We start from the raw sequence: 23,592 nt of genomic DNA, 5'->3' as shown, positions 1-23,592 counted from the left end.
CCCCATCCATCGCCAAGCCCCGTGCGCCGCAGGCCCACGGGGCTTGTCGTTTCAGGAGCCTTGCGCGCGGGCGCGTTCGAGCAGCAGCTCGCGCTCGCGGCTGTTGGCCGTCATGCCGGCGGCCCGTTCAAATTCGTGCCGGGCTTCCTCGACCCGGCCCAGCTTGGCCAGCAGGTCGGCGCGCACGCTCGGCAGCCAGTGGTAGCCCTGCAGCTTGCCGTCCTGCGCCAACGCGTCGGCCAGCGCCAGGCCGGCGGCGGGACCATCGGCCATGCCGACCGCCACGGCGCGGTTGAGTTCGACCACCGGCGAGGGTTGCACCTGCGCCAGTTCGGCGTACAGCGCGGCGATCGCCTGCCAGTCGGTGTCCAGCGCGACGTGGGCGCGGGCGTGGCAGGCGGCGATCTCCGCCTGCAGCAGGTAGGGCCCGCGCGGCAGGCCGAGGCGCGCGGCGCGCTCCAGCGCGGCCAGGCCGCGGCGCAGCAGCACGCCGTCCCAGCGCGAGCGGTCCTGGTCGAGCAGCAGCACCGGCCGGCCTTCGGCGTCCAGGCGCGCCGCCATGCGCGAGGCCTGAAGTTCCATCAGGGCCACCAGCCCGTGCGCTTCCGGCTCGCCCGGCGCCAGTTCGGCCAGCATGCGCCCGAGCCGCAGCGCTTCCTCGAGCAGGGCGGGGCGCATCCAGTCTGCGCCGGCGGTGGCGGTATAGCCTTCGTTGAAGATCAGGTAGACGGCTTCCAGCACGGCGCCCAGGCGCTCGCCCAGCTCAGCGGGCGGAGGCAGCTCGAAGGGCACGCGCGCCTCGGATAGCGTGCGCTTGGCGCGCACGATGCGCTGGGCCATGGTCGCTTCCGGCACCAGGAAGGCGCGCGCGATCTCCTGGGTCGACAGGCCTCCCAGAAGCTTCAGGGTGAGCGCCAGGCGCGCATCCAGCGACAGCACCGGGTGGCAGGCGGTGAACATCAGGCGCAGCAGGTCGTCGCCGATCACGTCGTTGCGCGCCGCGTCGAGGCCATCGACGAAATCGGGCACGACCAGCGCCTCCTGGGCTTCGAGGTCGAGGCCGATCTGCTCGAGCTTCTGCTGCAGCAGGCGGTCGCGCCGCAAGCGGTCGAGTGCGGCGTGCCTGGCCGTGGTCATGAGCCAGGCGCCCGGCTTGTCCGGGATGCCTTGCCGCGGCCAATGCTCGAGCGCCGACACCAGCGCGTCCTGGGCGAGCTCCTCGGCCAGGCCGACGTCGCGCACGATGCGCGCGATGCTGGCCACGATCTTGGCCGACTCGATGCGCCAGACGGCGGTGATGCTGCGCTCGACCTGGGCGTCCATCAGATGGCGGGGTCCGCGCTCGCGACTGCCGCGTCCGCTCCATCGGGCATGGCCTCCATGTAAGCCAGCTCCCACATGTGGCCGTCCAGGTCTTCGAAGCCGTGCTGGTACATGAACCCGTGGTCCTTGGGCGGATTCGGCAGGCTGCCGCCGGCCGCCTGCGCCCTGGCCGCCATGTCGTCGACGGCGGCGCGGCTGTCGCAGGACAGGCAGAGCAGTACTTCGGTGCTCTTTTTCGCGTCCGCCACCGGCTTGTTGGTGAAGCCCTGGAAGAAGGGCTCGGTCAGCAGCATCACGTAGATGTCGTCGCTGACGATCATGCAGGCGGCGTCCTGGTTGGTGAACTGCGGGTTGAAGCCGAAACCGAGCGCGCCGAAGAAGGCCTTGCTGCGTTCGAGGTCGCGGACCGGGAGGTTGATGTAGATCTGTTTGTTCATGGCGTGTCCTTTCGCGGGAAATAAATTTCAGGTAGCCGCGTGTTCGGCGGGCGAGGAATGCTGCTCCGGCATGCTTGCGACATAGGTCAGCGCCCACATGTGGCCGTCGAGGTCCTCGAAGCCGTGCTGGACCATGAAGCCGTGGTCCTCTCTCGGCTCCGGCAGCGTGCCGCCCAGCGCCAGCGCCTTGCTCGCCATCGCATCGACTTCCTCGGGGCTGTCGCAGAACAGGCACAGCAGCGCAATCCGGCTGCTGCGCGGGTCGGCCAGCGGCTTGGCGCACAGGGTCCGGGCAATGTCCTCGGAAGCGAGCATCACGGTAATGTCCCCGGAAACGATCATTGCGGCGCCGTGCTCGCTGCCGAAACGGGCGTCGAAGCCGAAGCCAAGGCCGGCGAAGAAGGCCTTGCTGCGTTCCAGGTCCTTGACCGGGAGCGTGATGGCGATTTGCTGTTTCATGGTCTTGTCCTTTTTCTCGATGGCTCAGAAAGGCAGGTCGGCCGGCTCGTAGAGCTGGCGCACCTCGATCTCGGCCTTGGCGAATTCGCCGTGCGGATTGGGAAAGCGGCGCGACCACTCCATGGCTTCCTCGCGCGAGCGCACCTGCACCAGCGTGTAGCCGGCGAGCAGTTCCTTGGTCTCGGCGAAGGGGCCGTCCACCACGCTGCGGCGGCCTTCGTCGTAGCGGATGCGCCAGCCGTCGCTGCTCGGACGCAGGCCGTTGGCGTCGAGCAGGACGCCGGCCCGGGCCAGCTCCTGGTGATAGGCGGTCATGGCGGCGAACAGCGGTTCGCCGGGCATGATGCCGGCCTCCGTGTCGCCCGTCGCCTTGACGATGATCATGAAACGCATGGTGCTCTCCTTGTCGTGAGGTCGAAGCGTGAATAAACGCTTTCACCAGGTACGACGAACGGAGGAGCGGCGCTTCGACATGCGGCCGAAACTAATTATGCGGCTAGCGGTCGAAGCAGGGCGCCAGGCCCCGCACCTCGACCGTCGCCCACTCTGCAGCCGGACACTGCTGGGCCAGTGCGATTGCCTCTTCGCGGGTGTCGACGTCCACCAGGAAGAAGCCGCCCACCATCTCCTTGGCCTCGGCGAACGGCCCGTCGACGATGCGCGCCTTGCCCGCCGGGCCGGTCACGCGCGCCGCCTTGTCTGTGGACGCCAGCGACTCCATTGCCAGCAGCAGGCCGCGGCTGCGCAGGTCTTCGCCCCAGCGCAGCATGCGTTCGTAGACGGCGCGGCCCTCGGGCTCGCTGCGGGTGTCGCGCTGGCCGGCGGGTTCATGGATCAAGAGCATGTGCGGCATTGGAATTTCTCCTCGTTGGGAAACCCGGCTATTCTAAGCTGCGTTGCGCGTCGGGGCACGCTGCAGCGCGCAAAGACGCTGCCCGTTGCGGCCGGCCCACGATCCACTTCATCGCCAGCTGCACGGCCAGCGCTGCGCTTGTGGCGGCCAGGAATGCCGGGCCCGTACCCTGGGAACGCAGCAGCACCGACAGCACCAGGCAGAACACGGCGAAGGCGTAGTAGCCATTGACCATGCCACGCAGCAGCGCCACCGCGAAGCCCGGCCCGCTGGCCCGGTGCGAAAACCCGACCAGCACCGTGCTCATCACGGGGAACATCGCGAACAGTCCGGACAGGCGTGGACCGAGCGAGGCGGCCGCATAGGTCACGCCAAGGGACAGCAGGGCGCCGGCCAGCATGCGCCAGGGCAGGTCGTTCGCCGGCTTGCCCGCGGGCGCCTGGCCGGCTGGCCGCGGGAGCAGCCGCGGCGCCGCCAGCAGCGCCAGCAGCACGGCGCCAACGCCCGCCCATAGCGGCAGGGAAACCGACTTCAGCAGGGCCACGGCGAGCGCCCATGCGAGCAGGGCGGCGGCCATGGCCGTCGCCAGGCCGCGCCGGGCGAAGCGGGCGTAGGCGACCGTGAAGGCCAGGATCGCCAGCACCGCCAGCAGGGTGCCGGCGGCCGCACCGGCGGCGAAGTCCGCGCCCTGTTCGAGCGTGATGACCAGCAGGATCGGCCCGGAGACGATGGGGAAGGCGGACAGCCAGCCGGCGATGCCGGGACCCCAGCGCCGGCCGGCGAGGGTGACGAGGGCGATCAGGATCGGTACCAGCAGGAGCTTGAGCAGCAGGATGGGAAGGTCGGTCATGCGTGGCGGATAGAGGGTGGAAATGAAAAACGCCCGCCCTGGCGGGCGAGCGTTCTTGTCAAACACCTGTCCGGACGGCGACAGGCGGGAAGGCGGCTGGCTTACAGCACGTCGCTGGCGTGGTCCGCCAGGCGCGAGCGTTCGCCGCGCGCCAGGGTGACGTGGCCGCTGTGGCTCCAGCCCTTGAAGCGGTCGACCACGTAGGTCAGGCCGCTCGAACCCTCGGTGAGGTAAGGCGTGTCGATCTGGGCGATGTTACCGAGGCACAGGATCTTGGTGCCGGGACCGGCGCGCGTGACCAGGGTCTTCATCTGCTTCGGCGTCAGGTTCTGCGCCTCGTCGATGATGAGGAACTTGTTCACAAAAGTGCGGCCGCGCATGAAGTTGAGCGACTTGATCTTGATGCGCGAGCGGATCAGGTCCTGGGTCGCGGCGCGGCCCCAGTCGCCGCCGTCGCTGTCGGACTTCATCAAGACTTCGAGGTTGTCGTCGAACGCGCCCATCCACGGCGACATCTTCTCTTCCTCGGTGCCCGGCAGGAAGCCGATGTCCTCGCCCACCGGCACCGTGACGCGGGTGACGATGATCTCGTTGTACTGCTTCGTTTCCAGCACCTGGGCCAGGCCCGCCGCCAGCGCGAGCAGGGTTTTACCCGTACCGGCCTGGCCCAGCAGGGTGACGAAGTCGCACTCCGGGTTCATCAGGAGGTTCAGGGCAAAGTTCTGCTCGCGGTTGCGCGCCGTGATGCCCCACACGTTGTTCTTGTTGTGGCTGTAGTCGCGCAGGGTCTGGAACACGGCGGTCTTGCCGTTGATCTGCTTCACCTGGCCGTAGAAGGGCGCTTCGCCGTTCTGCGGTTCGATGAAGATGAACTGGTTCACCAGCAGGGTCGGGATCAGCGGCCCGGTCACGCGGTAGTAGGTCGCGGAATTGCCGTTCTTGTTTTCCTGCCAGGACTCCATGTCCTTGCCGTGCTTGTTCCAGAAATCGTCCGGCAGCTGGACGATGCCCGAGTACAGCAGGTCGGTATCTTCCAGCACATGGTCGTTGAAATAGTCCTCGGCGGGCAGGCCCAGCGCGCGCGCCTTGATGCGCATGTTGATGTCTTTCGACACCAGCACGATGGCGCGGCCGTCCATCGTGTCCTCGAGCGCGCGCACCACGCCCAGGATCTGGTTGTCGGCCTTGCCGGAGGGCAGGCCTTCCGGCAGCGGCGCGGAATCGAGCTTGGTCTGGAAGAACAGACGCCCGCGCGCGTCCTTGTTGCCGAGCTTGGCCAGCGGGATGCCGGCCTCGATGGCGTCGTCGTCGACGTTGGCGATCAGGGCGTCGAGGGTGCGGGCCACCTGGCGGGCATTGCGCGCGACTTCCGACATGCCTTTCTTGTGGTTGTCGAGCTCCTCGAGCGTCATCATCGGCAGGTAGACGTCGTGCTCCTCGAAGCGGAACAGCGAGGTCGGGTCGTGCATCAGGACGTTGGTGTCGAGCACGAAGACCTTGGTGGCGCCCAGCTTGTCGGCCTTGCGGCTGGCGGACGACTTGACGTTGACCTCGACCGGCTTGTGCTTGGCCGGATGCGGCTGGCCGGCATCAGGCTCGCGAAGGCGCGCGCCGGCGCCGTCCTTCGACTTGCGGGACGGGCCCTTGGCCTGCGGCGCCTCGCCCGTGGGGGCGTCGGCGTTCGGCGCGCCCACGACATTCACGGGCGCAGTGCCGGTCGTGCCGGCTGCGACCGCATCGTTCGCGGCCGGCGCCGCAGCGGCCTTGGCCTTGCGTGCCTTGGCCGCCTTCGGCGTGGCGACGGCCTGGCCGCTGATCAGTTCTTCGAGGTCGGTGTCGGCGGTGGCCGATGCGGGGCGCACGGACGACTTGCCCGGTTCGGCCTTGGGGTAATCTTTTGCCAGCAGCATGGTCGCTGGCTTGCTTGGCATTTTTGGCAGTGGCATCAGGTTCTCAATGTAAAAAAGGTCGGGAAGGACGCGTGGGCGCAGCTCGGAGCGCGCCGCTGCACGGAAATGATGCTACTTGGGAGAGTGCTGCTGCTGGCAATGTCGCCAGCTTAAGGGCTGCGGCCGGAGGATGCCGGTCCGGCAGCAGCGGGGAGGAGTAATACTGATGAGATATTCGGTGACTCAAAATAGGTGGCAATGTCCAGCAAAGTTAAGAAACCGGGAGCTGGAGCCATCCATTTTTCAGGGCTGGCTCTTCACAAATTCCAGCACTTCGGCCACGTGGTCGTTGACTTTCACGCCACGCCATTCTTTCACCAATCGGCCTTGAGCGTCAATGATAAACGTACTGCGCTCAACGCCGCGCACTTGTTTGCCGTACATGTTTTTCATCTTCATGACACCGAACTGATTGCACACCGTTTCCTCCGGGTCGGAGATCAGTTCGAAGGGCAGGCCCAGCTTGCCCTTGAACCCCTCGTGCGAGCGCAGGCTGTCGCGGCTGATGCCGTAGATTTCGGTCTGGGCAGCCTGGAATTCCGGATAGGCTTCGCGGAAGGCAATGCTTTCCGTGGTACAGCCCGGGGTATTGTCCTTTGGATAAAAATACAGCACGGTGTACTTGGCAGGACGGCCTGCCAGCGCGAAGGTCCGGCCTCCCGTCATGGGGGCGGAAAAATTGTCGACGGTTGCGGCGGTGGGGCTCTCGGCCACGGGGTTCTCCTGGTGTCATGGCGGCAGCGCCGCCGGGTCCCTGCAAAGCAGGGGAACGGATACCAGAATGATAATCGGCGCCGCCTCCCCTTGCTAGCCCCGTATCGACGTGCCGGACGCCGGCGCGGCCTGCAGGGGCAGGGTGTCAGCCGGAAATATGGTGCATCTTTTCATTAGTTCAAGATGCAAAAAGGAAATATTTACCGATTAGCTGCGCGCCAGCAGCACCACGCCCAGCACGATGACGCCGAGCGCCAGCATGCGTTGTGGCGAAATCACTTCGCCCAGGAACATCCAGGCGCCGATGGCCCCGATGACATAGCCGAGCGAGAGCATCGGGTAGGCCACCGTGACGTCGGTGCGCGACAAGCCCAGGATCCAGACGACCAGGGAGATGCCGTAGCACAGCATACCGACCACGATCGGCCACTGGCTGGCCACCTTCAGGCCGGTCAGGAACCAGTTGTCGCGGGTCAGGTGGATGGCGCCGCCGAGGGCATTGGTGCCGGCCTTGAGCAGGAGCTGGGCGGCGGCGTTCAGGATGACGCCGGTGATGATGAAGGCAAATGCCGATGGATTCATGTTGTCGTTCGAATAGTCTGGCTGCACCGGTCATGCGCCCTGCATGAGCTGCTGCACTGAAACGTGCATTGTAACCGGACAGGCGAACGAATTTGTGTCGGGCTGCCGGAACGTGGACGTGACGATCCCCCATCCTTGGGGGTAGTCGCGAGATACATACCCATGGGTAAATGCGGGCTGAAGGCGATGGGCGGCTTCCTCGGCCATCGCCGCTTCGTTCACTTATTTTTCGCAACCTGACCGGGAAACTCGCATGGCTCTCTATACCACCGCAATCCAGCAACTCTATGTCGCCTATTTCAGCCGCCCCGCCGATGCCGGTGGCCTGGAGTGGTGGGAAGGGGTCGTCGCCGGCGCCCAGGGCGACACCTCGATGATCTCGGCGGAGTTCGCCAAATCGAACGAGTACAGGCAGACCTTCGCCGGCAAGAACAACTTTGAGGTCGTCCGCACCGTCTACATCAACCTGTTCGGCCGCGAGCCCGAGAAGGCGGGCGTCGATTACTGGTCCGGCGCCCTGGACAAGGGCCTGATGACGATCGACGTGGTCGTGACCGAGATCGCCAAGGGCGCGCAGAACGATGACCTGAAGGCCTTCAACAACAAGGTGACGGCGGCGACCGCCTTCACTGCCGCCCTGGATACCCATCCGGAGCGCACCGCCTACAATGGTGACGAGGCGCAGAACGCGGCCAAGGCCTTCATCCGCACCGTCACGAACGACGCCTCGCTGGCCGAGGCCATCGCGCCGGCCAAGCTGGCCGCCTCGGTGGCGGCGTTTGTGGAAGCCAGCCTGCAGACGATCGAATTCAGCCTGACTCCCAATGCCGACGCCGGCGTGGCGTTTACCGGCGGCGGCGGCAGGGACTTCTTCAATGCCACGACAGCGACGCTGGGCGCGGGCGACGCGCTCAAGGGCGGCGGCAATATCGATACCCTGATCGTGGACGACGTCAATGCGGGCGGCCTCGCAGCACTGCCGGCAGGGGTGTCCACCACATCGATCGAGAACGTCACGCTCCGTTCGGGCGCCGGCATCGGCACCGCCACGTCGGCCTACGACCTGAGCGGCCAGGCCGACGTGCGCCTGCTGGCTGCACACGCCAAGGGCGCGGTGAACGTCAAGATCCAGGACGCCACGGAGGCATACATTGCGACCACGGCGGGCGCCGTTACGGTGACGGGCGGGCATAGCATCCGCGTGGGCGGCAATACCGGCGTGGCGACCCTCACCGGCAATGCAATCACCGCAGTGACGCTGGAAAACAGCAACCAGAATGCCGTCATTGCGAACGCCACCGCCGGCCACACGCTGAACCTGACGCTGGACCGGATCAAGGGCGGCGCCACCGTCACCGACGCGGCCGCCACGACCGTCAACCTGCACGCCACGCTCACGCCGATCGCCAAGCCAGCCGACGGCATCGTCATCGATCCTTCCACGGCCGGCGTCAACGTCAACCTCGACATCGCCAAGGCGACCGCGCTGAACATCACTAACGAAGGCCCGCTCACGCTGGTGACGACGGCGCTCGCGGCCGCCGACACCCTGCAGTCGATCACGCTGAAGGGCTCGGGCGGCGGCTTGCCGCCCCTGCCGGACTTCCTGAAAGGCGTCACCCCGACGATGCAGGCAGACCTGTCCGGCATCCTGCCGCTCAAGAATTTCGACGCCAGCCTCTACACCGGCAACACTTCGGTGAAGATCGCCAGCGCCACCGACCTGGTGGTCAAGGGCGGCAGCGGCGCCGACCACGTCGTCATGACCGGCCGCCTGGCCGGCACCGCCAAGGTCCAGCTGGGCGCGGGCAACGACATCTATGACTTCAGCCAGGCCGCCCAGGCGGGCGCCAAGGTCGACGGCGGCGAAGCCGGCAACGATATCCTGGTCGTCAACGATGCGGCCCTGCTGAATACCGAAGGGCAGGTATTTACCAACTTCGAAACCCTGAACTTCTCGAGCGGCAAGGGCACCTATGATCTCGACAAGGCCGGCAGCGTCACCATGCTGAACGCCAGCAAGGTGCTGCGCGAGGACGTCGATTTCATCAATGGCCGCGCCAATTCCAGTATCAATCTGATCGCCGAAACCCTGAACTACAACCAGAATGGCGACCTGGATCTGGATTTCGTGCCGCATGGCAACATCTCGTTCCGCCTGAAGGATGCGTCCGGCAGCAACGATGCGCTCACCATCTCCCTGACGGGGCAGGATGCCAAGGCCGATGGCAGGGCCTACGGCGTCGTCCAGGCCGCGTCGATTAAAGCCCAGAACATCGAGACCATCAACCTGCATTCGGCCGTCAGCGTCGTGGAAGCGGACAATCCCGCTACCCCCGCCATCGATCCGGTCGGCGCGGCCAGCTACAACAACGCGATCTCCTACCTGTATATCGACGGTGCGAAGACGCTGACCTTGACCGGCAACGCCAGCCTTTCCCTGAGTAATATCTACGCTAGCACGCTGACCCTGTTCGACGCATCCGGCTCGACCGGCAACATCGACTTCGGCAGCGTCATCAATACCAGCGACACGACCATGACCCGCATGACCTACCTGGGCAGCAACGGCAAGGATGACCTGGACAGCTCCGACGTCGGTGTCGTGTTCCAGGGTAATGGCGGGGGCGACGAGCTGATCATGTGGCACTACGACAAAGTCGCCGACATCATCCGTTTCAACAAGGGGAGCGATTCCTTCATCACCCTCGGCGCCGAAGTGAGCACCGATAGCATGGATACCTACAGCGCTTTCCAGTCGGGCGTGGACAAGATCGACCTGTCGGGGCTGAAACTGGCTGCCGGCGCCAACCGCGACGGCATCACGCTTCACTCGATGTATTCGAACAATACCGCGGCATTGCGCGACGTGATCGGCAACGGCCAGGGCTTCTTCAACGACGGCGGCACCAATCGTTCGCTGGCCTTCGGCAATTTCGGCGGCAACGATGGTTTCCTCATGGTCGACGTCAATGGCGACGGCAACTTCTCGAGCGAAGTCGACCTGATCATCCTTATGTACAGCAATACTGCTGCGCTGACGGTGACCGACTTCATCTGGGGCTGATCGGGGCCCAGGGGCGCATATGCTGCCCCGTATCCCGCCGGTGCGAGCCGGCGGGATTTTTTTTTCGCGGCTGCCTCAGGCGCCGGCGCCGTCGATGATCAGGGCCAGCGTGACCTTGCGCCCTTCGCCCATCAGCACGTTGTAGGTGCGGCAGGCCGCCTGGCTGTCCATGCAGTCGACGCCGACGTGCAGGGCGGACAGGCTGGCAACCAGTTTCGGATGCACGAAGCGCTGGCGCTCGCCGGTGCCGAGCACGACCACGTCGGGGGCATCCTTCGCGATGTCCTCGAAATGGGCCGCAGTCAGGTCCTCGAAGCGCGCCACGTTCCAGGGGCGCGGCGGAACTTCCGGCATGACGGTCAGGCTGAAATTGAAGCGTTGGGCATTGATTTCGACGCCGCTGGCGTCGTAGCCGGTCACGGTCTGGTATTGCTGGGTGTTGTCGGAATGGAGCTTCATCGTGTCACAGGATGGTAGGCCGCGGGCGGCGGGTTGGCCGGACGGAGGGTCCGCATCGGAAGGTCCATTGTAACCGGCAGATAGGCACAAGCGGCAAGGTTGCTTAAATCCTGCGCTTTCGGCAGAATGGTATTTTTCGCAGTGCAACAAAGCACACCGGCGAGCGCTACCAACAGGGGATACCTTGCGACCGATCCTGAAATCGAACAAGCTGGACGACGTCTGCTACGAAATCCGCGGCCCGGCCCTGGAGAAGGCCCGGCAGATGGAAGAAGACGGCCAGAAGATCATCAAGCTCAACATCGGCAACCTGGCGGTGTTCGGCTTCGATCCGCCGGACGAGATCGTTCACGACATGATCCGCAACATGCATGGCGCGGCCGGCTATACGGATTCGAAAGGCATGTTCGCGCCGCGCAAGGCGGTCATGCACTATACGCAGAGCAAGAACATCGCCGGCGTCACGATCGACGACATCTACCTGGGTAATGGCGCGTCGGAACTGATTGTCATGGCGATGCAGGGCCTGCTCAACAACGGCGACGAAGTGCTGGTGCCGGCGCCCGATTATCCGCTCTGGACGGCGGCGGTGAGCCTGGCGGGCGGCAACCCGGTGCACTACGTGTGCGATGAACAAAGTGGTTGGCTGCCGGACATCGAGGACATGCGCAGGAAGATCACGCCGAACACGCGCGCGATCGTCGTCATCAACCCGAACAACCCGACCGGCGCCCTGTACCACCGCGAGGTGCTGCTCGAGATCGTCGAGCTGGCGCGCCAGCACGGCCTGATCATCTACGCCGACGAGATCTACGACAAGACCCTGTACGACGGCGAGGAGCACGTCTCGATCGCCTCGCTCGCCGACGACGTGCTGTTCCTGACCCTGAACGGCCTGTCGAAGAACTACCGTTCCTGCGGCTACCGCGCCGGCTGGATGGTGGTGTCCGGCGAGAAGCGCCACGCCAAAGGCTACATCGAAGGCCTGAACATGCTGGCCTCGATGCGCCTGTGCGCCAACGCGCCCGGCCAGTTCGCGATCCAGACCGCGCTCGGCGGCTACCAGAGTATTGCCGACCTGGTCGGCCCCGGCGGGCGCCTGCTGAAACAGCGCGACCTCGCGCACAAGTTGCTCACCGATATCCCAGGTGTGTCCTGCGTCAAGCCAAAAGCGGCGCTGTACATGTTCCCCCGCCTCGATCCGAAGATGTACCCGATCACGGACGACCAGCAGTTCATCTGCGAACTGCTGTCCGAGGAAAAAGTGCTGCTGGTGCAAGGCACCGGCTTCAACTGGATCGCCCCGGACCATTTCCGGCTGGTGTTCCTGCCCAATTCCGACGACCTGACGGATGCCTGCGGACGCATCGCGCGTTTCCTGGACGGCTACCGCCGGCGCCACGCACGCTAACCCAGGTCGACATATAACGAGATCGAGATCATGAAACCCATCAAAGTAGGCCTCCTGGGGATCGGCACCGTCGGCGCCGGCACCTTCAACGTTCTTCGACGCAACCAGGAGGACATCCGCCGCCGCGCCGGCCGCGGTATCGAGATTACGATGGTGGCGGCGCGTAACCTGGACAAGGCGCGTGGGATCGTCGGCGCCGATGTGGAAGTGGTGGGTGACCCTTTCGCGGTCGTGAACGACCCAAGCATCGACATCGTCGTGGAACTGATCGGGGGTTACGAACTGCCGCGCAGCCTGGTGCTGCAAGCAATCGCCAACGGCAAGCACGTGGTGACGGCCAACAAGGCGCTGCTGGCGCTGCACGGCAACGAGATCTTCGCCGCCGCCCAGGAAAAGGGCGTGACGGTGGCATTCGAGGCGGCCGTGGCCGGCGGCGTGCCGATCATCAAGGCGCTGCGCGAGGGCCTGACCGCGAACCGCATCGACTCGGTGGCCGGCATCATCAATGGCACCACCAATTTCATCCTGTCGGAAATGCGAGAAAAGGGCCTGGACTTCGGCACCGTGCTGAAGCAAGCGCAAGAGCTCGGCTATGCCGAGGCCGACCCGACTTTCGACATCGAAGGCGTGGATGCGGCGCACAAGCTCACCATCATGTCGGCGATCGCCTTCGGCATCCCGGTGCAGTTCGACAAGGCCTATATCGAAGGCATCAGCCAGCTGCAGGCGCGCGACATCCGCTATGCCGAACAGCTCGGCTACCGCATCAAGCTGCTGGGCATTACGCGCCGTACCCGGACCGACGGCAAGGAAGGCATCGAGCTGCGCGTCCACCCGACGCTGATTCCAGCGGCGCGCCTGATCGCCAACGTGGAGGGCGCCATGAACGCGGTGCTGGTGCAGGCCGACGCGGTCGGCGCCTCGCTGTACTACGGCAGGGGCGCGGGTTCGGAACCGACTGCCTCGGCCGTCATTGCCGACCTGGTCGACGTGACCCGGCTGGCCACCGTCGACCCGTATTGCCGCGTGCCGCACCTGGCCTTCCAGCCGAACGAGATGACGGACGTGGCCATCGTGCCGATGGACGAGATCACCACCAGCTACTACCTGCGCGTCTACGTGAAGGACCAGCTGGGCGTGATGGCCGACCTGACCCGCATCCTGGCCGACGCCGGCATCTCGATCGACGCGGTGCTGCAGAAGGAACCCGGTGACCAGGTCAACCTGGACATCATCCTGCTCACTCACCAGACCCGCGAGAAGAACATCAATGCGGCGATCGGGAAGATCGAAACACTGCCGGCGGTGATCGGCAAGGTGACGCGCATCCGTCTCGAAACCCTGGCTTGACCCGGCTGCCCGCCGACGCACACGACATGATTCGAATCTTGCGGCATGTCCCGCATATTCGAATCATTTTTTTCGTGCGCCTGCGGCAGCAAGCCGGACGGCTCAGCTCAGTGGCGTGTCAAGCGGCTGCAAGGCAGGAGGCGGCAGCGCATCCTGCCAGCCTGGTGAGGAAGCGTCGTCATCGTCGATGAAGGCGGAAGACAGGACCAGCATGTCGTGTTCGATGTGGTCGAACAGCGCGGTTGTCACGCTGGCGTAGCGGAGGAGGAAGTCGGAAGAAGTCATCCGCGGATTCTACCTGCGCTGCGCTGCGCAATTCTTCCCCTTGCAGGCTCGCTTGAGACGTTTCAATCAAGTTTATCAATGCGGGGGCTTGACGCCGCACGCCGCTTGAACCGATTCGCGGTCTATGCTTTTTACCCATCCGGTATCGCCAGCCGAGACTTTCCGGTTTAGTATCAGCGACGCAATGATGTGAGAGGGCAAGAACCTTGGTGGGGGCCCAGCCATTGTTGTAGATTACGATTTTCCGTGACGTCAGTCCAACCTGATCCAACCCGAGCCTCCCGCATGAGCCAACCGAGCCAGTTTTCCCTGCTGACACAGCGCCGTTTCGGCCCGTTTTTCTGGACCCAGTTCTTCGGGGCCTTCAACGACAACCTGTTCAAGACCGCACTGCTGGTCGCCCTCACCTTCGATACGGCCAACTGGACCGATGCCGACCCGGGACTGATGAACAACCTGGTCGCCGGCCTGTTCATCCTGCCCTTCGTGCTGTTCTCGGCCACCGCCGGCCAGATCGCCGACAAGTTCGACAAGGGACGCATGGCCAGGTTCGTCAAGCTGCTGGAAATCGCCATCATGCTGGTGGCCGGCATCGGCTGGCTGACCCACACGCTGTGGGTCTTGATTGCGGCCGTGGTCGGCATGGGCCTGCACTCGACCCTGTTCGGCCCGGTCAAGTACGCCTACCTGCCGCAGCACCTGAAGTCCGAAGAACTCGTGGGCGGCAATGGCGTCATCGAGATGGGCACCTTCGTCGGCATCCTGCTGGGCGAGGTGGCGGGCACGCTGCTGGTCGGCGTCAAGCCCTGGGGCATCGAGCTGGTCGCCGGCGGCACGCTGCTGTTCGCATTGCTGGGCCTGGCGGCGAGCTGGCGCATTCCGCCGTCGCCGGCGCCGGTGCCGGACCTGAGAATCAGCCGCAACCCGTTTGCCGAATCGATCCGCAACCTGAATTTCTCGCGCCAGAACCGCACCGTGTTCCTGTCAATGCTGGGCAACTCCTGGTTCTGGTTCTATGGCGCCCTGGTGCTGTCGCAGTTCCCCCTGTATGCAAAGGATTACCTGCACGGCGACCACAGCGTGATCATGCTGCTCCTGACCGTGTTCTCGCTCGGGATCGGCGCCGGTTCGCTGCTGTGCGAAAAGCTCTCCGGCCACAAGGTCGAGATCGGCCTGGTACCCTTCGGCGCGATCGGGCTGTCGGTGTTCGGCATCGACCTGTATTTCGCGAGCGTGGCCTATGCAGGGGCCAACGGCGCGGCCATGGTGGACGCGGTCACGCTGCTCGGCCAGCCGGGCGCATCGCGCATCATGCTCGACCTGGTCCTGATCGGCGTGTTCGGCGGCCTGTTCATCGTGCCGCTGTTCGCCCTGATCCAGACCCGCTGCGACCCCCGGCACGTCTCGCGCACCATTGCCGGCATGAACATCCTGAACGCGCTGTTCATGGTAGCGGCGGCCGGCCTGGCAATCGTGCTGCTGGGGCAGGGCTTCACGATTCCCGAACTGTTCCTGATAACGGCCCTGCTGAACGCCTGCGTGGCCGTGTATATCTTTTCGCTGGTGCCGGAATTCCTGATGCGTTTCCTGGCCTGGATGCTGATCCACACCGGCTACCGCGTGCGCACCATCGATGCCGACCGTATTCCGGCGGAGGGCCCGGCGGTACTGGTCTGCAACCACGTGAGCTATGTCGACGCCCTCGTGATCGGCGCCGCCAGCCCGCGCCCGATCCGCTTCGTGATGGATCACCGCATCTTCCGCACGCCATTCCTGCGCTGGATCTTCCGCGCGGCCAAGGCGATCCCGATCGCGCCGGCCAAGGACGATCCTTTCATGATGGAGCGCGCCTTCGTCGACATCGCGGAGGCGCTGCACCAGGGCGAGCTGGTCTGCATCTTCCCGGAGGGTAAGCTGACCCACACCGGCGAGATCAACGAGTTCCGCAGCGGCATCGCCAAGATCGTCGAGCGCAGCAAGGTGCCGGTGATCCCGATGGCGCTGCGCGGCCTGTGGGGCAGCGTGTTCACGCGCGACCCGTCGAACCTGTTCGGGCGCTCGTTCGCGCGCGGGATCCGCTCGAAGCTGGCGCTGGCCGTGGGCCAGCCGGTGGCGCCGGAGGCGGCCTCGCCGGAGTATCTGCAGGAGCAGGTGCTGGCCTTGCGGGGCGACTGGAAATAAGGAGACGGCGCAAGTGTGCGCACCAGGTCGCTCCCAAGGTGCTTGCGATGACCTTTATCGACCGGGAGCGGGTGTTATTGTCCTGACGGACGTACCAGCGCCAGCACATGCGCATCAAGCTGGCGTTCACCCACTTTCAGCCTGTTCCGCACGACACCTTCGTCGATCGCACCCGCTTTTCGTGCGACGCCCAGGCTGGCGTCATTGCCGACGCCTACGACGATTTCAATACGGCCGAGCTTTAACCCGTCGAACCCGAAATGCGAGAGCGCCTGTACCGCCTGCGTCGCCGCACCACGCCGTTGGCAGGATTGGCGTACCCAATACCCGAGATTGCAGTAGTTATCCAAGCGGTTGAACTGGTTGAGACCACAGGCGCCGACGAGTGCACTGGTTTCCCGGTCGAAGATACCAAACTCAAAGCTATCGCGGGTTATCCAATCATGCTGGCAATGATCGATCCACCCGTCCGCATCGGCCGCGGAATATTGCTCGTGAGCCCATGGCATCCATGTCGCCAAGGTCGGCATCGTTTCGCGCACGGCATCGAAAAGGGCCGCTCCATCGCCGGGCACCAGCGGGCGGAACAGGAAGTCGTCGGAACACAGCATGGCGTCAGTCCTTTACGGTGAGGATCGATGCTTACCCGTTCAACTCCAGTTGGCGACGACCACCTCGGGGTTAAATGCAGGCGTCGACGCGCAGGAACGGTAGGAATGGGGACCGCAAAACGAAAAGGCCAACCGATGGTTGGCCTCGTTCGTTGATTTGTTGGTCGGGGCGAGAGGATTCGAACCTCCGACCCCCTGCACCCCATGCAGGTACGCTACCAGGCTGCGCTACGCCCCGACGAACTCCGAAATTATATCAGAGCTCGCCGAAATACTTGAGTTTTTGTAATACGTTCGTGCCTGCATCTTTTGCTTCCGCGCATAAGGCGCGCATCGGGATCTTGTGAATACGCGGATGCGCCGCAACGGCTGGCAGGAGAATGCCTGCTGCGCATTCACCGCGCGTCTCCATGCGCGGCGATCAGCACGGCCGCTGCATACAGGTCGGGCGCCATGCGGGTGGGCACGCGGCGCTGGCCGAGCCGCCATTCGGTTTCGTTGCCGTTGTCGATCAGGATGGTGCGGCAGCCGGCACGGTTGCCGGCCTCGATGTCGTGCAGGATGTCGCCGATCATCCAGGACTCGCGCAGGTTGATGTCGTGCTCGTGTGCCGCCTTGATCAGCATGCCCGGCGCGGGCTTGCGGCAGGCGCAGACCATGGCGTAGGCCCCGACTGTGCCCAGCGGATGGTGCGGGCAGTAGTAGAAGCCGTCCAGCGCCAGGTTCTCGCGGAACAGCAGGTCGGCCAGGCGGTCAGCCACCGGCCCCATCGCTTCCTCGCCGAAGCAGCCATGCGCGATGCCGGACTGGTTGCTGATGACGAAGAAGCGGTAGTCGAGCCGCGCCAGCAATCGCAGGGCGGCGCCGGCGCCGCTCACCAGGTGAATCCGGCGCGGCTCGACGTTGTAGGGGAGGTCATCCACCAGGGTGCCGTCCTTGTCGAAGAAGATCGCCTTCATGTCCTGCTCCCGACGGTATGCCCGGCAGCACCGTGCACGGACAAATCGTGCTCCACCGTCGTGCTCATGTGCTCTTGCGCCAGGCTGGGGGCGCTTCCTGGCCTTGCTCTGTCGCCAGGGGCGGCCGTGCCGAAGGCTGTCGCACCTGCCTTGCCGCATTCCAGCACCTGGGCGTAGGTGGCGCTCAGCTGGGCGGCGACCCGGCGCCAGGTGTGGTGCTCGCAGGCGCGGCGGCGTCCGGCTTCGCCCATTGCCTGCGCCAGTTCGGGATGACGGTGCAGGCGCGCCAGCCGGTCGGCCAGCGCCGCCGGGTCGCGCGAGGGAATCAGGAAGCCGGTCACCCTGTCGTTGACCGTGCTCCTGATGCCGCCCACCTCGGAACCGATGACCGGACGCGCGCACGCCATTGCTTCCACCGGTGTCATGCCGAAGGATTGGTACCACGGCATGCTGGCAAATACATTGGCGGCGCTGTAGTAGTCGCGCAGGATGGCGCGCGGCTGCGGGCCGGTGAAGCGGACGTGCGTACCCATGCCCAGGTCGGCCGCCACGCTGCGCAGGCGCCTTGTCTCGAGGCCGTCACCCGGCTTGCCTGCGCCGGCATACCCTTCGTCCGCATCGCCGCCCACCACCAGGAGTTGCGCATCGACCCCATGATGGTGGCGCAACATGGCGACACCCTGGATCACCGTATCCACGCCTTTACGCGGGGCCATCCGTCCGAGCTGGAGCACGATGAAGCGATCCGCATCGAGGCCCAGGCGGGCGCGCGCTTCGCGCATCGGCACGGGCCACAGCTCGTCTGGCGAGAAACCGCCCGGCGCCACCGCAATGTGCGAGGAGGGCATGCCAACCAGGCTTGCCAGGTCTTGCCGGTCTTGAGGGCATGTGGCGATGATGCGGTCAGCCGCGCGCAGCAATGTCGTTTCGATGTGCGTACGCACGGTGTCGAAGCTGTCGTCAGCGCGCTGCGCTGGCCGCCGGACCTTTCCCGGCGCAGGAAGAGCGATGACGAAGGGTAGCCCGAGGGCGGTCTTCAAGTGCCGGGCGACCATGCCCGACATGAATAAACTGGCGTGCACGATGTCGTAGGGGGCCGGCTGGCGCCGCGCGAAGCGGGTGACGAAACGCGCAAAGTCGTCGACGCAGGGCAGCATCTGCTCCATGGGAACGTCGCGCGGCGGGCCGGCCGGGACATGGATGACGCGGAGATGATGGGGCCAGTTCGTGACCAGCCGCCGGTCAGGCGCATCGCGGCGCGTGAATACGTCCACCAGGTGACCGGTGCGCGCCAGCTCACGCGCCAGGTTGGCCACATGGGCGCCCCGGCTCGGGCCGCCGTCGGTCGCCACCAATGGCGAGGCATGGATGCTGATGATCGCGATGCGGTAGCGGGCGCCTTGGCGCCACAGCGGCAGGGTCTGTTCGCGCATGGCGGCCTTAAGCGAAACGGACACGGTAGCGCACCGCGCCGGCCAGGCGCCAGAACACCGTCAGCGGCGGCAGCAAGGCCGAGGTGACGACGATCTCGGCCACGTGCCCGGGGGTGTGCGTGACGCCGCGCAGCCGGTGCGCACACAGGCGCCCGGTGAGCAGCAGCCAGGCCGCGAAGGCCAGGCCGGCCAGCACCGGCAGGCCGGCCAGCAGGCCCGCCACCGCCAGCAGCAGCACCCCGACGATGGCATGGTGGTTCCAACGCGGGCGCGGTTCGACCTTCTGGCGGTACAGGGCCGGGTGCTTCTTGTACAGCAGGGCGTCGTACACGGCGTGGCGGATCTGCAGCAGGCTAGCGCCCCAGGGCGCAGGGCGCAGCGGATGGACGACCAGGGCGCGCGGCGCGCGCACGATGGCGACGCCGTGTTCCAGCAGCCTGAAATACATGTCGGCGTCGCTGCCGCGCGGTACGCTGAAGCGTTCGTCGAAGCCTTCGAGCATGTCGAGCACGGATTTGCGGAAGAAGCAGCTGGCGCTGGTGAAGTCGGCTTCCGCGTGCCCGTGCGCGCTGCGCTGCTGCTCGGTGGGGCGGGCCGGCACCGGGGTCTGGACGCGGCCGCAGACGACCTCGGCGTCGGGGCGAAAGGCGGCCATGCCTTCGGCCAGCCAGCCAGGATCGGGCACGGCGTCGTCGGTAGTGAAGGCGACGATGGGCGCGCGCGCGGCGCGCCAGCCGCGGTTGCGGCTCGATGCCGGGCCCACCGGCCCCGGGTTGGCGACGTAGGACAGGCGCGGCCCGCGCTCGAGCGTGCGGGTGCGCCAGCCGGCGACCAGGTGCAGGGTATTATGGTTGGGCTCGTCGTCGACGACGATGATTTCGTAGTGCTGCGGGTCGAAGCCCTGGCGCATCAGGGCGTCCAGGCAGCGGTCGAGCAGGTCCATGCGGCCATAGGCCGGCACCACTACCGACACCGCGATTCTCACCTTATCCGTCGTTGCAGGCATGTCTCGTCTCCGCATCTGCTTCAGCCACGTTTATCGCTACCCATTGTCAACACCCGTCGCCGCCAGCATTGCCAGGGTCTGACGCGGACGACAAAGCGTGTCGCGTACGGTTGGAGTGGCACGGGAACGGACGGGTTCCGTCAGGCGCAGGCGGCTTGGACGGGGATCAATGATCGGCCCGGATGCAGTCCGGCAAGCAAAGAAAAAGGGCGGCCGCAGCCGCCCTCGGATCGCGATGTACCCGGCCTACTTGCGCGAGAAGCCCGTGTCGTCGTCCATCTTGCGGTCGCCGGCCAGGCGGTTCGCGCCAGCCGGACTCTTCGGCAGGCCGCCGGCCACGTCGTTCGACTGGTGCACCGGATTGGTGTCGGCCTGGACGCTCTGGCCCGGCTTCCAGCCCGCGTCATCGTTGCGTGGCCCGCTGTTGCCCGGGCTGCGCGGCAGGCCGCCGGCCAGGTCGTTCGACTGGTGCACGTCCTGGCTGCCGGCATCGCGCCCGCCCGGGCCCGTCTGCGAGCCGCTGCGGTCCGTGCTGCCCTGCTGGTTCCGGTTCGTCTGGTCGCTCATGATTCCCTCCTTTGCTGGTTCTTCGGGTGCGGGCCGACCGCCATGCCGGTGCCTTCGCCCTGGGCGGCCGCGCTCTGCTGGTTGCCGTGGCCCAACTGGGCGCTTGAGTCCTGCGGCTGGTAGGTTCCCGGCGACACCCCATGGTGGCGTCCCAGCGAGCCGCCCTGCAGTTCCGGTTGCGCCGGGTCGTGCGGGTTCATCGCGTGCGCGTCGCGGCTGTGGCCCTGCTGGTTGGCCGGGTGGGCGAGCAGGTCGGTGCCGGAAGCCTTGTCGCGGTGGCCGACCGGCTGTTCCAGCAGGCCCCAGGCGCCGGAGCGCTGTTCCATCTGGCGCTGGTGGCTGTCGGTGATGCCTTGCTGCGGTCCCGAACCGCCGGTCTGCTGGCTCTGCATCGAGCCGCCCGGCAAGTCCACCGGGATAGCGCCCGGCAGGGTCGTTTCATGGCCGGCGCGGCCGCCGTCCTCGGCGGCGGCTTCCTGCCGGCCCATGTGCGAAGGGTCTTGCCCGCCCTGCATCGCGTTTTCGCCGCGGATCACCTCGTCCTGCCCGGGCCCTTGCGGATAGGTATGGTCCAGCGGGCCCGATTTGGTATTGCCCTTGGAGCCGGGCGTCCATTTTTCATTGGCGCCGTTATTCGTCTGGTTGTTGAATTCACTGCGTTGGTTCGCGTCCATGTCGACTCCTTTCGATGTGTCGGCGGCGTCCCGCGCGGCCTCTGTTCCAGCCCGGGCGGGCGTCGCCTGATAGTGCCATCATGCGCGCCCATCCCTCTGCACAGTATAGGAAGACGTAGGGGGTTCGTGTAGGACGCTTACTGAAGGGTTTGTTGTCTACTGGAAGTACATTTTCACCAGCGCATTTTCTGTCGCGTGAAGTCCTACAAAGTCATCTGAAAGCGTCCTATACCGGCATTCATCAGTGCTACCTAAGATGATTTGCCACTCACTCATCGGCGTCGATAGCGAGGGTAACAGCCTGCCGCAGGACGCGGCGGTTCATAAGCGTACAAGGGAGAACATGATCATGGCCTCAGGAAATCAAGGTAGCAAGCAAGGCGGCAACCAGGGTGGCAGCAGCCAGAGCAGCGGTACCCGTAATCGCGGTTTCGCATCGATGGATCCCGCCCGCCAGCGTGAAATCGCCAGCCAGGGCGGCAAGGCCGCCCACGCCAAGGGCACTGCCCACGAGTTCACTTCGGAAGAAGCCCGCCGTGCAGGTAGCATGAGCCACGGCAACCGCCAGTCGGCCAGTGCCGGTTCGGGCGGCCCGTCGCGCGCCGCCTCGAGCAAGGGCGGCCGCAGCTCGCAGGGTGGCGGGCGCGGCTCGAAGCAGTAAGGCCGGACGCTGCGTTCCTGCCCGGCAGGAACGTGCAGGCACGACGAACACGGGGAGCGCAAGCTCCCCGTTTTGTCGATGCCGCCACGGATACCACACAAAGCGACGGTGGGATGCGGTAGAATCGCTGCGCCTTTTTCAACCTTTTCCCTAGGAATATCGTCGTGAAACCAGCGGTCATTCGTCAAGTCAAGAGCATGTCCATGTCCTGCGACCGGGTCGGCAACCTGTTGCTGGTCAAGTTCTCCAACCAGGGCGCCAGCGACGTGTGCATCCACGTACCGGCCAGCATCGTGTTCTGGCTGCTCAAGCACCTGCCGGTCAACCGTGACCCGCAACTGGCGCCGCCGCCGGCGCCTCCGGCGATCACGCAGCAGGACTGGGACAATCCCTATACCCCGCGCGCCGAGTACGTGCAATGCAAGGAGACGCGCGGCGCACTGCGCATGACCTTCGTCCTGAACAGCAGGGAAGACCTGACCGTCGTGCTGGATCGCAGCAACGTGGAACTGATGCGCCAGATCATGGTGATGTACACCAAGGACCTGATCGACCTCGACGCGCAGTAAGGTAGTGCAGCTGCGCCGCCGGCGCGACGACGCGCTGCCCGTGAACCGACCTAAGAGGATTCTCCATGCCCATCAAAATCAGCCAGGCCTTCGATTCCGGCGCCATCGAGGTCGTACGCGCCGACGGCCCGAAGGCGATCGACCTGAAGCTGCGCGCGGATTCGCACGCCGACATCCACCAATGGTTCCACTTCCGCCTGCAGGGCGCGCGCGGGCAAGCCTGCAGCATCCGCTTCCTGAACGCCGGCCAGGCCACCTACCCGAAGGGTTTCGAGGACTACCAGGTGGCGGCCAGCTACGACACCGAGAACTGGTTCCGCGTGCCTACCACTTTCGACGGGCAAGTGATGACGGTCAATCACACGCCCGAACTCGACAGCATCTACTACGCCTACTTCGAGCCCTATACCTGGGAGCGCCACCTGCGCCTGCTGGGCGAGGTGGCCGAGAACCCGATCGCGCGCGTGCACGACATCGGCACCACGGTGGACGGGCGCGACATGAACCTGGTCGTGATCGGCAATCCGCAGGCGGAAAAGAAGATCTGGGTGATCGCGCGCCAGCATCCGGGCGAGACCATGGCCGAGTGGTTCGTCGAAGGCATGATGGATGCACTGCTCGACAGCGCCAACCCGGTGGCCCGCAAGCTGCTTGCCCGCGCCGTGTTCTACATCGTGCCGAACATGAACCCGGACGGCTCGGTACGCGGCAACCTGCGCACCAATGCGGCCGGCGCCAACCTCAATCGCGAATGGATGACGCCGTCTCTTGAGCGCAGCCCCGAAGTGCTGTGCGTGAAGAACAAGATCACAGAAACCGGCGTCGACATGTTCTTCGACATCCATGGCGACGAAGTGCTGCCGTATAACTTTGTGGCCGGAAACGAGATGCTGGAAGACTTCACGCCCGAACGCCAGGCGCGCCAGAACGCCTTCGTGCAACAGTACATGGCGGCCAGCCCGGACTTCCAGAACGAACACGGCTACGCGGCCAGCAAGTACAACGAAGAACTGCTGACGCTGGCCTCGAAATACGTTGGTCACACCTTCAAGTGCCTGTCGCTGACGCTGGAAATGCCGTTCAAGGACAACGCCAACCTGCCCGACCAGCACACCGGCTGGAACGGCGCGCGCAGCGCCGGGCTCGGTGCGGCAATCCTGCAGCCGATCCTGCAGTCGCTCGATTAAGGAGT

General features: G+C 65.4%; 24 protein-coding genes and 1 tRNA gene. 7 read left to right on the top strand and 18 right to left on the bottom strand.

Annotated elements, in window-relative coordinates:
• Positions 1 to 51 precede the first annotated feature (51 nt).
• The 9 genes from AC56KL_RS03525 to AC56KL_RS03485 all read right to left on the bottom strand — a co-directional run bounded on the left by AC56KL_RS03525 (position 52) and on the right by AC56KL_RS03485 (position 7,167).
• On the bottom strand, positions 52 to 1,323 hold the full coding sequence (locus AC56KL_RS03525) for an RNA polymerase sigma factor (protein ID WP_497178751.1): 1,272 nt from the start codon (positions 1,321 to 1,323) through the stop codon (positions 52 to 54).
• Positions 1,323 to 1,760: a VOC family protein gene (locus tag AC56KL_RS03520; RefSeq protein WP_497178750.1), complete on the bottom strand. Its 438-nt coding sequence runs from the start codon at positions 1,758 to 1,760 to the stop codon at positions 1,323 to 1,325. The genes AC56KL_RS03525 and AC56KL_RS03520 overlap by 1 nt, the downstream gene beginning before the upstream one ends.
• 27 nt (positions 1,761 to 1,787) lie before the next feature.
• Positions 1,788 to 2,219 carry a VOC family protein gene (locus AC56KL_RS03515; protein WP_497178749.1) on the bottom strand — a complete coding sequence of 144 codons (432 nt, stop codon included), beginning with the start codon at positions 2,217 to 2,219 and terminating at the stop codon, positions 1,788 to 1,790.
• 24 nt (positions 2,220 to 2,243) lie between these two features.
• Positions 2,244 to 2,612, bottom strand: a complete 369-nt coding sequence (locus tag AC56KL_RS03510) for a YciI family protein (RefSeq protein WP_497178748.1) — start codon at positions 2,610 to 2,612, stop codon at positions 2,244 to 2,246.
• 103 nt (positions 2,613 to 2,715) lie between these two features.
• Positions 2,716 to 3,072 carry a YciI family protein gene (locus tag AC56KL_RS03505; RefSeq protein WP_497178747.1) on the bottom strand — a complete coding sequence of 119 codons (357 nt, stop codon included), beginning with the start codon at positions 3,070 to 3,072 and terminating at the stop codon, positions 2,716 to 2,718.
• A gap of 28 nt (positions 3,073 to 3,100) precedes the next feature.
• Positions 3,101 to 3,922: a hypothetical protein gene (locus AC56KL_RS03500; RefSeq protein ID WP_497178746.1), complete on the bottom strand. Its 822-nt coding sequence runs from the start codon at positions 3,920 to 3,922 to the stop codon at positions 3,101 to 3,103.
• A 101-nt stretch (positions 3,923 to 4,023) separates the two neighbouring features.
• On the bottom strand, positions 4,024 to 5,868 hold the full coding sequence (locus tag AC56KL_RS03495; protein WP_497178745.1) for a PhoH family protein: 1,845 nt from the start codon (positions 5,866 to 5,868) through the stop codon (positions 4,024 to 4,026).
• A 246-nt stretch (positions 5,869 to 6,114) separates the two neighbouring features.
• A complete protein-coding gene (locus AC56KL_RS03490; RefSeq protein WP_497178744.1) occupies positions 6,115 to 6,585 on the bottom strand; it encodes a peroxiredoxin in 471 nt (156 codons plus the stop codon).
• 207 nt (positions 6,586 to 6,792) lie between these two features.
• A complete protein-coding gene (locus AC56KL_RS03485; protein ID WP_497178743.1) occupies positions 6,793 to 7,167 on the bottom strand; it encodes an SMR family transporter in 375 nt (124 codons plus the stop codon).
• Between the two features lie 253 nt (positions 7,168 to 7,420).
• Between AC56KL_RS03485 and AC56KL_RS03480 the strand changes: the two genes are divergently transcribed.
• On the top strand, positions 7,421 to 10,234 hold the full coding sequence (locus tag AC56KL_RS03480) for a DUF4214 domain-containing protein (protein ID WP_497178742.1): 2,814 nt from the start codon (positions 7,421 to 7,423) through the stop codon (positions 10,232 to 10,234).
• Between the two features lie 75 nt (positions 10,235 to 10,309).
• Here the strand turns inward: AC56KL_RS03480 and AC56KL_RS03475 are convergent, their stop codons facing one another.
• Positions 10,310 to 10,693 carry an Mth938-like domain-containing protein gene (locus AC56KL_RS03475; RefSeq protein WP_497178741.1) on the bottom strand — a complete coding sequence of 128 codons (384 nt, stop codon included), beginning with the start codon at positions 10,691 to 10,693 and terminating at the stop codon, positions 10,310 to 10,312.
• Between the two features lie 184 nt (positions 10,694 to 10,877).
• Here AC56KL_RS03475 and AC56KL_RS03470 point away from each other — a divergent pair, with 184 nt between their 5' ends.
• Positions 10,878 to 12,104 carry a pyridoxal phosphate-dependent aminotransferase gene (locus tag AC56KL_RS03470; protein WP_497178740.1) on the top strand — a complete coding sequence of 409 codons (1,227 nt, stop codon included), beginning with the start codon at positions 10,878 to 10,880 and terminating at the stop codon, positions 12,102 to 12,104.
• A gap of 30 nt (positions 12,105 to 12,134) precedes the next feature.
• The gene (locus AC56KL_RS03465) at positions 12,135 to 13,454 is read left to right on the top strand and encodes a homoserine dehydrogenase (protein WP_497178739.1); all 1,320 of its coding nucleotides are present in this window, start codon (positions 12,135 to 12,137) and stop codon (positions 13,452 to 13,454) included.
• 102 nt (positions 13,455 to 13,556) lie between these two features.
• Here the strand turns inward: AC56KL_RS03465 and AC56KL_RS03460 are convergent, their stop codons facing one another.
• Entirely contained in the window at positions 13,557 to 13,739 is a 183-nt protein-coding gene (locus tag AC56KL_RS03460) for a hypothetical protein (protein WP_497178738.1), read from the bottom strand.
• Positions 13,740 to 14,024: 285 nt separating this feature from the next.
• On the opposite strand from AC56KL_RS03460, the gene AC56KL_RS03455 reads away from it, so the two are divergent.
• Positions 14,025 to 15,920 (top strand): MFS transporter, encoded by a 1,896-nt coding sequence (locus AC56KL_RS03455; RefSeq protein WP_497178737.1) that lies wholly within the window; start codon positions 14,025 to 14,027, stop codon positions 15,918 to 15,920.
• Positions 15,921 to 15,994: 74 nt separating this feature from the next.
• On the opposite strand, the gene AC56KL_RS03450 is transcribed toward AC56KL_RS03455, so the two are convergent.
• From AC56KL_RS03450 to AC56KL_RS03420, 7 genes are all read right to left on the bottom strand, one after another.
• The gene (locus AC56KL_RS03450) at positions 15,995 to 16,531 is read right to left on the bottom strand and encodes a GNAT family N-acetyltransferase (RefSeq protein WP_497178736.1); all 537 of its coding nucleotides are present in this window, start codon (positions 16,529 to 16,531) and stop codon (positions 15,995 to 15,997) included.
• 161 nt (positions 16,532 to 16,692) lie between these two features.
• A tRNA-Pro gene (locus AC56KL_RS03445) sits at positions 16,693 to 16,769 on the bottom strand.
• Between the two features lie 157 nt (positions 16,770 to 16,926).
• A complete protein-coding gene (locus tag AC56KL_RS03440) occupies positions 16,927 to 17,490 on the bottom strand; it encodes a D-glycero-alpha-D-manno-heptose-1,7-bisphosphate 7-phosphatase (RefSeq protein ID WP_497178735.1) in 564 nt (187 codons plus the stop codon).
• Complete coding sequence (locus AC56KL_RS03435) at positions 17,487 to 18,923, bottom strand: glycosyltransferase (protein ID WP_497178734.1); 1,437 nt, start codon at positions 18,921 to 18,923, stop codon at positions 17,487 to 17,489. The genes AC56KL_RS03440 and AC56KL_RS03435 overlap by 4 nt, the downstream gene beginning before the upstream one ends.
• Positions 18,924 to 18,930: 7 nt before the next feature.
• On the bottom strand, positions 18,931 to 19,929 hold the full coding sequence (locus tag AC56KL_RS03430; RefSeq protein ID WP_497178733.1) for a glycosyltransferase family 2 protein: 999 nt from the start codon (positions 19,927 to 19,929) through the stop codon (positions 18,931 to 18,933).
• 246 nt (positions 19,930 to 20,175) lie between these two features.
• Complete coding sequence (locus AC56KL_RS03425) at positions 20,176 to 20,496, bottom strand: hypothetical protein (protein WP_497178732.1); 321 nt, start codon at positions 20,494 to 20,496, stop codon at positions 20,176 to 20,178.
• Positions 20,493 to 21,170: a hypothetical protein gene (locus AC56KL_RS03420; RefSeq protein ID WP_497178731.1), complete on the bottom strand. Its 678-nt coding sequence runs from the start codon at positions 21,168 to 21,170 to the stop codon at positions 20,493 to 20,495. The genes AC56KL_RS03425 and AC56KL_RS03420 overlap by 4 nt, the downstream gene beginning before the upstream one ends.
• Before the next feature lie 349 nt (positions 21,171 to 21,519).
• Here AC56KL_RS03420 and AC56KL_RS03415 point away from each other — a divergent pair, with 349 nt between their 5' ends.
• From AC56KL_RS03415 to AC56KL_RS03405, 3 genes are all read left to right on the top strand, one after another.
• A complete protein-coding gene (locus AC56KL_RS03415; RefSeq protein WP_497178730.1) occupies positions 21,520 to 21,831 on the top strand; it encodes a KGG domain-containing protein in 312 nt (103 codons plus the stop codon).
• Between the two features lie 197 nt (positions 21,832 to 22,028).
• On the top strand, positions 22,029 to 22,400 hold the full coding sequence (locus tag AC56KL_RS03410; protein ID WP_497178729.1) for a hypothetical protein: 372 nt from the start codon (positions 22,029 to 22,031) through the stop codon (positions 22,398 to 22,400).
• 65 nt (positions 22,401 to 22,465) lie between these two features.
• Positions 22,466 to 23,587 carry a M14 family metallopeptidase gene (locus tag AC56KL_RS03405; protein WP_497178728.1) on the top strand — a complete coding sequence of 374 codons (1,122 nt, stop codon included), beginning with the start codon at positions 22,466 to 22,468 and terminating at the stop codon, positions 23,585 to 23,587.
• Positions 23,588 to 23,592: the final 5 nt, after the last annotated feature.

The organism is Telluria sp. ZB4P34 (assembly GCF_059686055.1).
The sequence above is the reverse complement of the archived record's forward strand: the minus strand, read 5'-3'. Positions and strand labels throughout refer to the sequence as shown.